General features: G+C 64.2%; 14 protein-coding genes. 4 read left to right on the top strand and 10 right to left on the bottom strand.

The window, feature by feature from the left end:
* Nucleotides 1-141: 141 nt before the first annotated feature.
* The 7 genes from cysT to cysG all read right to left on the bottom strand — a co-directional run bounded on the left by cysT (nt 142) and on the right by cysG (nt 6765).
* Nucleotides 142-948, bottom strand: coding sequence for a sulfate ABC transporter permease subunit CysT (cysT, locus tag Q7T45_RS06950; protein ID WP_304869194.1), 807 nt, complete (start codon nt 946-948; stop codon nt 142-144).
* A 54-nt stretch (nt 949-1002) separates the two neighbouring features.
* Complete coding sequence (locus Q7T45_RS06945; RefSeq protein WP_370691229.1) at nt 1003-2004, bottom strand: sulfate ABC transporter substrate-binding protein; 1002 nt, start codon at nt 2002-2004, stop codon at nt 1003-1005.
* Between the two features lie 113 nt (nt 2005-2117).
* A complete protein-coding gene (locus Q7T45_RS06940) occupies nt 2118-2852 on the bottom strand; it encodes a phosphoadenylyl-sulfate reductase (RefSeq protein ID WP_304869100.1) in 735 nt (244 codons plus the stop codon).
* A complete protein-coding gene (locus tag Q7T45_RS06935; protein ID WP_304869098.1) occupies nt 2849-3364 on the bottom strand; it encodes a DUF934 domain-containing protein in 516 nt (171 codons plus the stop codon). The genes Q7T45_RS06940 and Q7T45_RS06935 overlap by 4 nt, the downstream gene beginning before the upstream one ends.
* Entirely contained in the window at nt 3351-5006 is a 1656-nt protein-coding gene (locus Q7T45_RS06930; RefSeq protein ID WP_304869096.1) for a nitrite/sulfite reductase, read from the bottom strand. Before Q7T45_RS06930 ends, Q7T45_RS06935 begins: the two co-directional genes overlap by 14 nt.
* Before the next feature lie 11 nt (nt 5007-5017).
* Nucleotides 5018-5332, bottom strand: a complete 315-nt coding sequence (locus Q7T45_RS06925; RefSeq protein WP_304869094.1) for a DUF2849 domain-containing protein — start codon at nt 5330-5332, stop codon at nt 5018-5020.
* A complete protein-coding gene (cysG, locus tag Q7T45_RS06920) occupies nt 5329-6765 on the bottom strand; it encodes a siroheme synthase CysG (protein WP_304869092.1) in 1437 nt (478 codons plus the stop codon). The genes Q7T45_RS06925 and cysG overlap by 4 nt, the downstream gene beginning before the upstream one ends.
* 220 nt (nt 6766-6985) lie before the next feature.
* On the opposite strand from cysG, the gene cysD reads away from it, so the two are divergent.
* The 4 genes from cysD (at nt 6986) to Q7T45_RS06900 (ending at nt 12382) form a co-directional block, all read left to right on the top strand.
* Nucleotides 6986-7825: a sulfate adenylyltransferase subunit CysD gene (gene cysD, locus Q7T45_RS06915; protein ID WP_304869090.1), complete on the top strand. Its 840-nt coding sequence runs from the start codon at nt 6986-6988 to the stop codon at nt 7823-7825.
* 23 nt (nt 7826-7848) lie between these two features.
* Nucleotides 7849-9765 carry an adenylyl-sulfate kinase gene (gene cysC, locus Q7T45_RS06910; protein ID WP_304869088.1) on the top strand — a complete coding sequence of 639 codons (1917 nt, stop codon included), beginning with the start codon at nt 7849-7851 and terminating at the stop codon, nt 9763-9765.
* A 145-nt stretch (nt 9766-9910) separates the two neighbouring features.
* Nucleotides 9911-12073 carry a malate synthase G gene (locus Q7T45_RS06905; protein WP_304869086.1) on the top strand — a complete coding sequence of 721 codons (2163 nt, stop codon included), beginning with the start codon at nt 9911-9913 and terminating at the stop codon, nt 12071-12073.
* Nucleotides 12074-12181: 108 nt separating this feature from the next.
* Nucleotides 12182-12382 carry a CsbD family protein gene (locus Q7T45_RS06900; RefSeq protein WP_304869083.1) on the top strand — a complete coding sequence of 67 codons (201 nt, stop codon included), beginning with the start codon at nt 12182-12184 and terminating at the stop codon, nt 12380-12382.
* Between the two features lie 63 nt (nt 12383-12445).
* Here Q7T45_RS06900 and Q7T45_RS06895 read toward each other — a convergent pair whose 3' ends face one another.
* From Q7T45_RS06895 to Q7T45_RS06885, 3 genes are all read right to left on the bottom strand, one after another.
* Nucleotides 12446-12601: a Thivi_2564 family membrane protein gene (locus Q7T45_RS06895; RefSeq protein ID WP_304869081.1), complete on the bottom strand. Its 156-nt coding sequence runs from the start codon at nt 12599-12601 to the stop codon at nt 12446-12448.
* 148 nt (nt 12602-12749) lie between these two features.
* On the bottom strand, nt 12750-13388 hold the full coding sequence (locus Q7T45_RS06890; RefSeq protein WP_304869079.1) for a DUF2865 domain-containing protein: 639 nt from the start codon (nt 13386-13388) through the stop codon (nt 12750-12752).
* A gap of 13 nt (nt 13389-13401) precedes the next feature.
* Nucleotides 13402-14196 carry a L,D-transpeptidase gene (locus tag Q7T45_RS06885; protein WP_304869077.1) on the bottom strand — a complete coding sequence of 265 codons (795 nt, stop codon included), beginning with the start codon at nt 14194-14196 and terminating at the stop codon, nt 13402-13404.
* Between the last annotated feature and the right edge of the window lie 41 nt (nt 14197-14237).

Genomic DNA, 14237 nt, shown 5'->3' with positions numbered 1-14237 from the left:
GGAGAGGGATGGGGTGAGGGGGTACGGTCTATCGAAAGGCCGTACTCCCTCACCCGGATCGCTAAAGCGATCCGACCTCTCCCAGAGGGAGAGGTGGTTTGAACCCGCTGCTTCGTTTCCCGAAAATTCATCCGACGATCCCTAATACGCCGGCGTGCGGGTTTGTGCCCAGCGCTGCAGGCGGTTGACTGCGAAGATGATCAGGAACGACGCCACCAGCATGACGACGGCGATCGCGGTGGCGTCGGCATAGCGGAATTCGGAGAGCCGGATCACGATCAGCAGCGGCGCGATTTCGGAGACGTTCGGCAAATTGCCGGCAATGAAGATCACCGACCCGTACTCGCCGACGGCGCGCGCAAAGGCCAGCGCGAACCCGGTCAGCAGCGCCGGAATCAGGCTCGGCAGGATCACCTTGGAAACGGTGTGCCAGCGGTTGGCGCCGAGGCTGGCGGCGGCTTCCTCGATTTCGGCGTCGAGGTCGATCAGCACCGGCTGCACCGTCCGCACCACGAAGGGGATGCCGATGAAAATCATCGCGATGAAGATTCCAAGCGGCGTGAACGCCACCTTGATGCCGAGTTCGGCCAGCGGCGCGCCGAGCCAGCCTTTTTGCGCGAACAGCGAAGTCAGGGCGACGCCGGCCACCGCGGTCGGCAGCGCAAAGGGAATGTCGACGATGGCGTCAAAGATCCGGCGGCCCGGAAAACGGTACCGCACCAGCGCCCAGACGATGATCATTCCCATCACCAGATTGACGATCGCGGCGGCGAAGGCGAGCCCGAATGAAATCTTCAGCGCATTCAGGGTGCGGCGGCTGGTGAGGATGCCCCAGAACTGGTCGAGGCTGAGCTCAAAACTCTTGAGGAACAGGCCCGCGAGCGGGATCAGAATGATGACGGAGAGCCATGTCAGCGTCAGTCCCATGGTGAGACCGAACCCCGGCAGACTGCTTCGTCGCGCGCCTCCGTTGCTCACAATGCCCCCTGCCCCCCGGCCAGATCAGTTCTTGTAGATCTGGTCGAAAATGCCGCCTTCGGCGAAATGTTCCTTCTGCGCCCTGGTCCAGCCGCCGAACAATTCGTCGATGGTGAACAATTCGACCTTGGCGAAAGATTTCTCGTATTCCTTCGCAATCTCCTGGTCGCGCGGACGATAGGAGTTACGTGCGGCAATTTCCTGACCTTCCCTGGTATACCAGTACTTCAGGTAGGCCTCGGCCGCGGCCCGGGTGCCCTTCTTGTCGGCGACCTTGTCGACCACCGTGACCGGCGGCTCCGCCAGGATCGACAGCGGCGGCGCGACGATCTCGAACTTGTCCTTGCCGAATTCGCGCTGGGCCAGGAACGCCTCGTTCTCCCAGGCCAGCAGCACGTCGCCGACGCCGCGCTCGACGAAGGTGACAGTCGAACCGCGCGCGCCGGTATCGAGCACCGGCACGTTCTTGAAGATATCGCCGACGAACTGCCTGGCCCTGCCTGCGGACTCGAATTTCTTCAGCGCGTAACCCCATGCGGCCAGATAATTCCAGCGTGCGCCGCCCGACGTTTTGGGGTTTGGCGTGATCACGCTGACGCCGGGTTTGATCAGATCGTCCCAATCCCTGATGCCCTTGGGATTTCCCTTGCGCACCAGAAACACGATCGTCGAGGTGTAGGGCGACGCATTCTGCGGCAGGCGCTTCTGCCAGTCGGCCGGAAGCAACCCCTTGGCCGCGATGGCGTCGATATCATAGGCGAGCGCGATCGTGACGACGTCGGCCTGCAGGCCGTCGATCACGGCGCGCGCCTGCGAACCGGAGCCGCCATGCGACTGCTTGATCTCGATGCTCTTGCCGGTTTCTTTCTGGTAGGCGCGCGCAAACGTCTTGTTGAATTCTGCATAGAGTTCGCGCGTCGGATCGTAGGACACGTTGAGCAGCGACACATCGGCGGCCAGCGCAGAACCTGCCCAGAGCAGTCCCGCGACGAGGGGCAGAATACGGCGGACCATCTCGATCTCCATTCGCACCGACGACGGCATTGTCATCGAGAAGCACGCGAACATAACTCGCGATGAATGGCCTTTAAGTCAACGAAACCGCATTTCAATGTTTGTGGCGTCGCAGCGTCATTGTCCTATGAAGTCTTGACCGTATGGATGCCGCATTCTGTCTTGGCTCTGCCGCGCCAGCGGCCGGCACGCGCATCCTCGTCCGCCGAGGTCCGGCTGCTGCAGGGCATGCACCCGACCGAGAGATAACCCGATGCCGCGAGCGGATGCGGCGGCAGTTTTGCAAGCTTGTAGATCGCCTCGATCTCTTCGCGCGAGACGTTGGCGAACGGATTGAATTTCAGTCTGATGCCGTCGTCCTCGACCACGGCAATGTCGGCGCGCAGCCCGCCCTGGAAACGCTTGCGTCCGTTGATCCATGCCGAGAACGGCGCCAGTGCGCGGGCCAGCGGCTCCACCTTGCGGATCCGGCAGCAGGCATCGGGATCGGAGAACCACAATTCGCGGTCGGGATCCTCGCGCAACAGCGTTTGCTCCAGCGGCTTGATCGAACGGACGTCGCGCAGCCCCAACGTCGCGACCAGCGTGTCGCGATAGGCCAGCGTCTCCTCGAACAGCCAGCCGGTATCGAGAAACACCACGGGTATCGCCGGATCGACGTCGGCCATCACCTTGAGGAGCGCCGCCGATTCGGTGCCGAACGACGACACCACGGCGAGGCGCTCGCGGCCGACGATCTGCAGGGCGGTTGCGATCACCTGCGCGGGCGAAGCGGTCCGCAACTCGGAAGCGAGTTCCGCGGCCGGCGGCAAACCACCCGCCGCCCGCCCGGCTACAGCCTGCTGCGCGCGCGCGTTCATTGGCCGGCACTCTCGGAATGGCGCAGTTGCATGCGCCGGTGCAGCGCGGTGATGCGGCCGTCGCCGGTCGGCTGGTAGAACACCGAATAGCGCTTGACCGTGGCGGCAAAGGCTTCCGCGTCACTTTCCTTGTTGACCTGGAAGGCGTCGAAGCCGGCGCGCAGCATGAATACGAACTGGTCGCGCAGCACCTGCCCGGTGGCGCGCAACTCTCCGCGATAGCCATACCGTTCCCGCAACACGCGGGCCTGGCTATAGGCGCGACCGTCGCGGAAATTCGGGAACACCAGCGCGACCACGGCGAGCCGGTCGAGCCAGGGCACCAGGTCGTCGATATCGCGGTTGTTCGGCCAGATCACGCCGGTCTTGCCGGCCCGGCCCGACAACGCCTCCGCATCGCCGAGAAAACGCGCGGCGGGAATCAGGATCCCGCCATCACCTGGAATCTCGGCGTCGTCGGCCACATGGACCAGCGCGTCGGTGGCGATTTTCCCGCCCTTAACGAGTGGCATAGACCCGCTCCCTGAAAGGTTCGACGCCCAGCCGCTTCACCGCATCGATGAAAAGTTCGTCGGGACGCGCGCGCAGCGCAAGATAGGCTTCGACGATATCCTCGATCACGTCGGCAACATCGCCATAGGGCACGGCGGGCCCGATCAGCGTTCCGACCTCGGCCTTCTCGTCGGCGCGGCCGCCGATCGTGATCTGATAAAATTCCTCGCCGTTCTTCTCGACGCCGAGAATGCCGATATGGCCGACGTGATGGTGGCCGCAGGCATTGATGCAGCCGGAAATATTGATGTGCAGCCGCCCGATCAGATTGGCGGTGTCGTGATTGGCGAAGCGCCGGGTCAATTCCTGCGCGATCGGGATCGAGCGGGCGTTGGCGAGCGAACAATAATCCAGCCCCGGGCAGGCGATGATGTCGGAGACCAGATTGACGTTCGGCGTGGCGACGCCGATCTTGTCGAGCGCCTTCCACAACGCCGGCAGGTCGCGCCGCGCGACATGGGGCAGCGCGAGGTTCTGCTCGTGGCCGACGCGGATTTCACCGAAGGAATATTTGTCGGCGAGATCGGCGATGGCATCCATCTGGTCGGCGGTGGCGTCGCCGGGCGGACCGCCCACCGGCTTCAGCGACAGCACTGCGATCGCATAGCCCGGCACCTTGTGCGGGAAGGTCGAATTCTTGCGCCAGGCCTCGAAATGCGGGTCATGCGCCGCCTTCTTCAGCTCGTCCGGCATGTGCGGCAGCTTTTCGTAGGCCGGATAGCTGAAGCGCGAACGGATGTCCTCGATCACGGAATCATCGATCGCCAGCGCGCTGTCGCGCATCTGTAGCCATTCCTCCTCGACCTCCTTGGCGAACTTCTCGATGCCGAGCTCGTGCACCAGGATCTTGATGCGCGCCTTGTAGATGTTGTCGCGGCGGCCGTACTGGTTGTAGACGCGCAGGATGGCTTCGACATAGCTCAGGAGATCGTGGCCATGCACGAACGGTTTTATCGTCTTGCCGATGAAGGGGGTGCGGCCGAGGCCGCCGCCGACCAGTACCTCGAAGCCGGTTTCGCCGGCGGCATTCTTGTAAAGCCGCAAGCCGATATCGTGCACCTTGATCGCGGCGCGGTCGTGATCGGACGCGGTGATCGCGAATTTGAACTTGCGCGGCAGGAAGGAGAATTCCGGATGCAGCGTGGTGTACTGCCGCAGCAGCTCGGACCAGATGCGGGGATCCTCGATCTCGCCCGGCGCGACGCCGGCCCACTGGTCCGAGGTGACGTTGCGGGTGTTATTGCCCGAGGTCTGCATGGCGTGAATGCCGACGTCGGCAAGATCGGCCAGCGCATCGGGCAGTTCGGCGAGCTTGATCCAGTTGAACTGGATGTTTTGCCTTGTGGTGAAATGGCCGTAGCCGCGATCGTATTTGCGCGCGACATGCGCCATGCGCCGCAGTTGCTCCGACGACAGCGTGCCGTAGGGGATCGCGACCCGGAACATGTAGGCGTGCAATTGCAGATAGACGCCGTTCTGCAGCCGCAGCATCTTGAATTCGTCCTCGGTGAGTTCGCCGGACAGCCGGCGCTTCACCTGATCGCGAAATTCCAAAACGCGTTCGTTAATGAGCGTGCGATCGAGTTCGTCATATGCATACATGGCTGATGGCCTTACGCCGGGACCGGAAGGTCGATAGTGACCCCCGCCGAGCGGATGTGTTCGCGCAGATTGCCGGGCTTGATCTTGCCGGAGTCCTTGAGTTCGACCGGCGCGATATAGGCACCGATCGCACCGACATCGTCGGCGACGGATTCGGCCAGCAGCGCCCGGGCCTCATCGGCGGTGCGAACGATCGCCGCGTCCGACAGTTCGGCCGACCAGCCCTTGGCGGCGGTGCGCCAGATCACGATGCCATCCCAGGTGCGGTTGGCGGTGATGACGGACGGCCCTGATATCTTGATCTTTTGTTGCAGCGGAGAGGTCATGCGGCGGTTTCCAGCAGTTTGGAGAGCACTCGATTGGGATTGGCTTCGCGCCACGGCGCGGAATGCGCGACGACGTCGCCGATGATGAGGATGGCCGGGCCGCCGTGGATCTTCTCGATGAGATCGGGCAACTCCTGCAACGTTCCGACCGCCGCCTGTGCATCCGGCCGCGTCACCCGCGCGAACACGCCGACCGGGGTTTGCGGCGAACGGCCGGCGGCGAGAAGCCCGGCACGAACCGATGGCGCCGCGGTCATTCCCATGTAGACGACGACCGTCATCTTCTCGTCGGTCAGCGTAGACCAGTCGACGGCTTCAGCATCCCTGGCCTTGTGCGCGGTGAGAAACGTAATGCGCAGCGCCTCGTGCCGGAAGGTCAGCGGCACTTCGAATTGCGCGGCGGCGCCGAGCCCTGCGGTAATTCCCGGCACCACCGAATAGGCGACGCCGGCCGCGCGCAGCGCTTCGACTTCCTCGCCGCCGCGGCCGAACACGAAGCCATCGCCGCCCTTCAGGCGCACCGCGCGCTGGCCCGATTTCGCGGATTCGATCAACAGTCTGTTGATGGCGTCCTGGCCGATGCCGGGCTTGCCGACGCGACGGCCGACCGGCACGCGCGACGCATCGCGGCGCACCCGATCGAGAATTTCCGGTGAGACCAACTCGTCGTAAAATACCACGTCGGCGTCCTGCAGCGCGCGCAATGCCTTGATGGTCAGAAGGTCCGGATCGCCGGGACCGGCACCGACCAGCGTCACTTTGCCCTCGGCCTTGCCCGATGCGAGCGCGCCGGCAAAGGCGGATGCGTCGGGAATATCGTTCAGCGCGGCTTCTGCCTCATCCTTGCGGCCGGCGAGCACCAGCGCGCCGATCGGGCCATCGAACACGCGCTCCCAGAAACGACGACGCAGCGCAAATTCGGGAATGCGGCCGTTGATGGTTTTGCGCCAGCGGCCGATGAACGTGGCGAGATCGCCGATTCGGGCTGGCAACACCGCTTCGATGTGCTCGCGCACGCGGCGTGCCACCACAGGCGAGGCGCCGCCGGTGCCGACAGCCACGACCACGTCGCCGCGATCGACGATGGCGGGAAAAATGAAAGTCGAATGGGCGAGATCGTCCATCACATTGACGGGAAGGCCGACCGCTTTGGCCCGCGCCGACATCGCAACCCCGATGTCGCCGGCGCCCGCGCACAGGATGGCGATGACGCCGTTCAGATCGGAGGTCAAAGGATCGCCCTGCGCCAGTTCGATCCGCGCCGCCTCGTCAACAGCAAGCCCGCTCACATCATGCTGGCCGTCGGTCGCGAAGTAGCGGATGCGCGCACCCGCCGCTGCCAGCAGACGCAATTTCGCCCGCGCCAGATCGCCGGCGCCAACAAGCAGCACCGGTCCGGTTTGCAGGTCGAGAAAGACGGGCAGGAATCGCATGCGACACTCGTTGCCCCAACTTACGGGGTTGACTAGAATTATTTTCTATATATGTCTCTTACAGCACGCGCAAAGAGAAAATTTTTCTTCTCTACTGCAGTGCAACTATAGAATTTTCGCCTCCAGAGGCCAAGGGGCAGAGATGCATCTTCTCGACAACGAATCCACGATCGCCCGGTTGCGCCGCGCCGACCCGCCAAAGGGCTCTTCGGCCGCGCCTATGTCGTCCCAAATTTCGTCCAATGGGCGCCTGCCTCCCCCCACCATGGACCACCTCGACGCGCTCGAGGCGCAGAGCATCTACATTTTCCGGGAAGCCTTCGCGCGGCTGAAGAAGCTGGCGCTGCTGTGGTCGCTCGGCAAGGATTCCAACGTCATGATCTGGCTGGCGCGCAAGGCCTTCTTCGGCCGCGTGCCGTTCCCGGCCCTGCATGTCGATACCGGCAAGAAGTTTGCCGAGATGTACGCGTTTCGCGATCGCTACGGCAAGGAATGGGAACTCGATCTGAAGATCGAACCCTGCCCTCTGCTGGAGACCATCGACCCGACCCTGCCGCCCGCGGCGCGATCCGCCGCGCGGAAAACCGAGGGGTTGAAGCTCGCGCTCGCCAAATACGGCTTTGACGGATTGATCGCCGGCATTCGCCGCGATGAGGAAGCCACCCGCGCCAAGGAACGCGTGTTCTCGCCGCGCGGCACCGAAGGCGGATGGGACGTGCGCGATCAGCCGCCGGAATTCTGGGACCAGTTCAACGCCTCGCCGCCGCCCGGCGCGCATTTACGCATTCACCCGATCCTGCATTGGACCGAGGCCGATATCTGGGCCTACACCCAACGCGAGAACATTCCGATCATTCCGCTGTACCTGGCGAAGGACGGCAAGCGCTATCGCTCGCTGGGCGATCAGGACATCACCAACCCCGTGGCTTCGACCGCCTCGAATATCGAGGAAATCCTGATCGAGCTCGACGGCACAAGGGTGCCCGAGCGGGCGGGCCGCGCGCTGGATCATGAAACCGAAGACGCCTTCGAGCGGCTGCGCGTCGCCGGCTACCTCTGACGGATATCGAATTGAGCGCTCCCATGAACATGATCATCCCCACCGCGACACTGGCCACGCCGAACGGCACCACGCGCCCGCAGGTCCGCATCGTCATCGTCGGCCATGTCGATCACGGCAAGTCGACGCTGGTGGGTCGTCTGCTGCATGAAACCGGCAGCCTGCCCGAGGGCAAGCTCGAAATGCTGAAAGCGGTCAGCGCCCGCCGCGGCATGCCATTCGAATGGTCGTTCCTGCTGGATGCGCTGCAGACCGAGCGCGACCAGGGCATCACCATCGACACCACCCAGATCAGCTTCCGCACCCGTTCGCGCGACGTGGTGCTGATCGACGCGCCCGGTCACGCCGAATTCCTGCGCAACATGATCACCGGCGCCTCGCAGGCGGACGGCGCGGTCCTGATCATCGACGCGCTGGAAGGTGTGCGCGACCAGACCCGGCGCCACGGCTATCTGCTGCATCTTCTCGGCGTCAAGCAGGTCGCGATTGTCGTCAACAAGATGGACCGGGTCGATTTCAGCGCCAGCAGGTTCAAGGAAATCAGCGACGAGATATCAGCGCATCTGATCGGGCTCGGCGTGACGCCGTCGGCGGTGATTCCGATTTCCGCGCGCGACGGCGACGGGGTTGCCGAACGCACGCCGCGGATCGAATGGTATGACGGCCCCACCGTGGTCGAGGCGCTCGATGCGCTCGAACCGGCACGGCCGCTGGAGACGCTGGCGCTGCGGCTGCCGGTGCAGGCGATCTACAAATTCGACGACCGCCGCATTGTCGCAGGCCGCATCGAATCCGGCAGCCTCGCCGCCGGCGACGAGATCGTCATCATGCCCGCCGGCAAGATCGCGAGGATCAGGAGCGTCGAGAGCTGGCCGGTGACCCCGCTGCAGGGAAGCCCGGGCGCCGGGCGCTCGGTCGGCATCACGCTCGACCGCGAGTTGTTCGTCGAACGCGGCGACGTCATCGCCCATGTCGGAAGCACGCCGCGCGACACCAGGCGGATTCGCGCGCGGATTTTCTGGCTGCACGACAAGCCGCTGGTGGAAGGCGCCTCGATTCTGGTCCGGCTCGGCACACGGGAAACCCGCGCCACCGTGGTCGCGATCGAAAAGGCGGTCGACCCCGGCGAACTCTCCAGCGTCGAGACCAAGGCAATCGCGCGCAATCATGTCGGCGAGATCGACATTTCGCTGGCGCAACCGATCGCCGCCGATCCCTACACCGACAATTCGCGCACCGGACGCCTCGTCATCGAGGTCAACGGCCGCATTGCCGGCGGCGGCCTGGTGCTGTCGGTCGCGTCAGGCCAACGCGCCATCCCCGTCGATATCGTGCCGGTGGAGTCCGCGTTGCGGCCCGACGAACGCTCGGCGCGCTACCGTCATAACGGTGCGGTGCTCTGGCTGACGGGATTGCCGGGCTCCGGCAAATCGACGCTGGCGCGCGCGCTGGAACGCCGGCTGTTCAGCGCCGGCGGCTCGCCAGTACTGCTGGACGGCGACACCTTGCGCGCCGGGCTCAACAGCGATCTCGGTTTCTCCGCCAGGGATCGCAGCGAAAACATTCGTCGGCTTGCCGAGGTCGCGGTTCATCTGGCGCGCAACGGCCACATCGCCATCGTCGCCGCGGTCTCGCCGGCGCGCGAAGATCGCGCCGCGGCGCGCCGCATCGCCGACACCGCGTTCCGCGAGATCTACGTCGCAACGCCGGTTGACGTGTGCGAGAGCCGCGATCCCAAGGGCCACTACGCCAAGGCGCGTGCCGGCGCCCTGCACGGGTTTACGGGCACCGGCAACGACTACCAGCCGCCGGCCGGCTGCGAGTTGACGATCGACACCTCGAGGCGCTCGGTCCCCGACGCCACCGACGAGATCGAGCGGATGCTGGCGCGATCCGGCGTTCTGTTCGACGAACTGGTCGATCTCGCCGCCAATATCTGAGACTTTCGGACGCCCCTTTGGGGCCTTCTCATCGAGCCGGTCTATGGCTAAAAGGGCCCCGAAAACTGCCCTTTGGCGCGCTTTTTGCTGTGTTCACCCCTGAAAACAGCCTGTAAACCGCCATTTCCCGCCAAGAAAGCCCATCATGAATCGTATCGATGCCCATGGACTGAAGATCGCCCCCGTTTTGTTCGATTTCATCGCCACGGAGGCGACCCCCAAGACCGGGATTTCGCCCGACGCGTTCTGGGCGGGGCTGGCAGCCATCCTCACGAATCTCGCGCCGAAGAACCGTGAATTGCTCGCCTTCCGCGACGCCCTGCAGTCGAAGATCGACGGCTGGCATCGCGCCCACAAGGGCAAGCCGTTCGACATGAATGCCTATACGGCTTTCCTCAAGGAGATTGGCTATCTGCTGCCGGAACCTGCGACCCACACGGTCGAAACCGCAAACGTCGATGAGGAAATCGGAAAAATCTGCGGGCCGCAGCTGGTGGTGCCGCTTACCAACGCACGCTACGCCCTGAACGCCGCCAATGCGCGCTGGGGCAGCCTGTACGATGCCTTCTACGGCACCGATGCGATCCCGCACGATCCGGGCGAAGCCGGCAAGGGTTACAACAAGGCGCGCGGCGACAAGGTCATCGCCAAGGCAAAGGCCTTTCTCGATGCCGCCGTGCCGCTGGCGACCGGAAGCCACACCGATGCGACCTCCTACGGCGTGATCGCGGGACAGCTCGCGGTCAAACTGAAGAGCGGCAACGCCACCGCGCTGAAAGACAGCGCGCAGTTCGCCGGCTACCAGGGCGACCCCTCAGCGCCGACCGCGATCCTGCTGGTCAACAACGGCATGCACATCGAAGTCGTCATCGACCGCGGCCACATGATCGGCAAGGACGATCCGGCCGGGGTCGCCGACATGATCCTGGAATCGGCGGTTAGCACCATCCTCGACATGGAGGACAGCGTCGCCGCCGTCGACGCCGAGGACAAGGTGCTGGTCTATCGCAACACCCTCGGCCTGATGGACGGCACGCTGTCGGCCGACTTCGAGAAGGGCGGCAAGACGCTGAAGCGCGCGCTCAATCCCGACCGCGTCTACACCACGGCGGACGGCAAGCAACTCACCCTGCACGGCCGCGCCCTGCTGTTGATGCGCAATGTCGGCCATCACATGTTCACCGACGCGGTGCTCGACGCTTCGGGCGCCGAAATTCCGGAAGGCATTCTGGATGCCGCCGTCGCCGGCCTGCTCGCGATCCACGACCTCAAGGGCAAGTCGAAGACGAAGAACAGCCGCACCGGCTCGGTCTACATCGTCAAGCCGAAGATGCACGGCCCCGACGAGGTGGCGCTGACCTGCGAACTGTTCGGCCAGGTCGAGAAGATGCTCGGTCTGCCGGAAAACACCATGAAGGTCGGCATCATGGATGAGGAGCGCCGCACCACGGTCAACCTCAAGGCCTGCATCCAGCAGGCCTCGAAGCGGATCTGCTTCATCAACACCGGCTTCCTCGACCGCACCGGCGACGAAATCCATTCCTCGATGGAAGCCGGTCCGATGATCCGCAAGAACGACATGAAGGCGCAGCCCTGGATCAAGGCCTATGAGGACTGGAACGTCGACAACGGCCTGATCGACGGCCTGCCCGGCCATGCCCAGATCGGCAAGGGCATGTGGGCCGCACCCGACAAGATGGCGGACATGCTGACGCAGAAGATCGGCCATCCGCAGGCCGGCGCCACCACCGCCTGGGTGCCGTCGCCGACCGCCGCCACGCTGCACGCGCTGCACTATCACCAGGTCAACGTGCAAGCGCGCCAGCAGGAATTGAGCAAAGGCGGCCCGCGCGCAAAGCTGTCGGACATTCTCACCATCCCGGTGTCGCAATCGAACTGGGCGCCCGACGACGTCAAGCAGGAGATCGACAACAACTGCCAGGGCATTTTGGGTTATGTCGTGCGCTGGATCGACCAGGGCGTCGGCTGCTCCAAGGTGCCCGACATCCACGACGTCGGCCTGATGGAGGACCGCGCCACCTTGCGGATCTCGAGCCAGCATCTGGCGAACTGGCTGCATCAGGGCGTCATCACCAAAGAACAGGTGATGGAATCGCTGAAGCGGATGGCGGTCGTGGTGGACGGACAGAACAAGGGCGATGCCGAGTACCGGCCGATGGCGCCCGGCTTCGACGGCGTCGCCTTCAAGGCCGCCTGCGACCTGATCTTCAAGGGCCGCGAGCAGCCGAACGGCTACACCGAGTTCATCCTCACCGCACGGCGCCGGGAAGCCAAGGCGGCGGGTTGATCGATGTGAATAGACAGCGGCAGGCCGACGACAGCTTGCCGCATTCCCCTCGGAACGTCCTGCTCACCCGGGCGTTGATCGCCCATCTCAACACAAGAGGAGATGACGATGGATTGGAACCGGGTTGAAGGGAACTGGAAGCAGTTCAAGGGCGCCGCCAAGGAGAAATGGGGCAAGCTCACCGACGACGACCTCGACGTAATCGAGGGGCGCCGTGAGCAGCTTGAGGGCAAGCTGCAGGAGCGCTACGGCTTCGCCAAGGATCATATCCGCAAGGACGTGGACGACTGGTTCAAGGCTCTGAAGTAACTCCGACGACAGAAAAGCCCCGGCCTCGGCCGGGGCTTTTTTTGTTGAGGTGTCGCGATCGGTCTAAAACACCGCGAGCATTTTCAGCAGCGAGATCACGCCGATGACGATGACGACGACGCGGGCGATCTGCTTGGCGCGGCCGTCCAGCGGCAGCAGGTTGATCAGATAGAGAATGAGAATAACGACGAGAAATGTAACGAGTGCGCTGATGAGCATGCGGGTCCCCTGAGGCGTCGTGAAAGCGCGATTGGCTGCTTATTCAACGCCAATGGACCTGCCGGGTTCCAGGGGCGGAACCTTATTTTTAGTACAAAAAATCAATGATTTCAACGGCTCCGTAGACAACATTCATGCGGTGTAGTTCTCACTCCCTCGCCACCACCGGCAGGCGCTGGTAGCGGGCCTGGACACGGTCAGAGGCCGGCGAGAAATTAAGCGACGCGCCGCGCCTGTCGGGCCGGCCGGCGACCATCAACCCGCCCTCGCCCGCGACGATGTCGCCACGTCGCAGGGTCGGATCGTCCTCGATCTTGACCGAGGCGAGCCCGATCTGGTCCTTGCCGTTGCAGGTGCATCCGACGACCAGTTCCTCACGATAGCGAAACGCATTCGGCAGTTCGGAATAGGGTTTTCCGGTTTCGGTCGCGGCATGGTCGATGCTGCTGCCATAGACCAGCTTGGTGTCGCTGGCCGGGCAGAAGTTGTTGCATGCCTCGGCGCGGCTCTTATTGTCCGGCCCGTTGACCGGGAAATAGCGTCCGTCGCAGGTGCGCACGCAATAGGCCTGGCCGACACCGTAACGCGGGCGGGCCTCGCGCTGCGGGGCGACAACCGGACCGTCATCGGCCGCGAACGGCATGTGGATTTGCGGCGCGCGCGAGCGGCCGAAGCCGCCGAACAGCTGGGAGAAAAAGTCCTGCGCCTGAGCGGCCGGCGCCAGCGCCGAGGCGCACAGCAACGCCGCTGCACTCCACGCCAGCCGCTTGCCCAAATGCCAGTTCATAGCGGTCTCCCGATCAATACAGCGACGACGTCGAAAGGTTCATCGCCTGGCGGCCCGGGACGGCCGTCGTTGCGACCGGACGCTGCGCCGCCGCCGGACGAACGCTGATCGTCGTCCTGGTCGCCGGGCTGCGCGTCGCCATGTGCGGCGCGTTCTTCGGCAGCACCACCACCTTGGTGCCGATGGTGACGCGGCTGAACAGGTCGGCGACGTCTTCATTGGTCAGCCGGATGCAGCCCGAGGAGACGAACTTGCCGATGGTCGAGGGATCGTTGGTGCCGTGAATCCGGTAGATGCTGGAGCCGAGATACATGGCGCGCGCGCCGAGCGGATTGCCCGGGCCGCCCGCGACGAAGCGCGGCAGATAGGGCTGGCGCGCGATCATCTCGGAGGGCGGGGTCCAATCCGGCCACTCGGCCTTCCTGGTAATGTTCTGCACGCCGGACCAGGTGAAACCCTCGCGACCGACGCCGACGCCGTAGCGAACGGCGCGACCCTGGCCGAGCACGTAATAGAGGTAGGTGTTGCCGGTATCGATCACGATGGTGCCGGGGGCTTCGTGCGTGTCGAAGGCGACGATGGCGCGCTTCAAACGCTCCGGCATCACGACTGCATCGTCGCCGTCATCCGCGGGCTGCGCCGGTGCGACCATCAGATTGTCCGACGGAAATGCCATCGGCGCGTTGGAGGCATAGCCGAGCAGCTGGGCGCTCGCGCTTTCGAGCAACGCGGGCGACAGCATCAGTGCTGTGCCAAGCACCAGCGCGCCGGTGGACGAAAAAAGCCTGCCTGCGGATGTCTGTGCCATGACCTGCCCCAATGCGATGCGCATCAATTGATGCTCTGGCC

Origin of the sequence: Bradyrhizobium sp., from assembly GCF_030646015.1 — a bacterium.
Lineage (GTDB): Bacteria > Pseudomonadota > Alphaproteobacteria > Rhizobiales > Xanthobacteraceae > Bradyrhizobium.
Note: the sequence above shows the minus strand (reverse complement) of the source record. Positions and strands in the feature narration are given on the sequence as shown.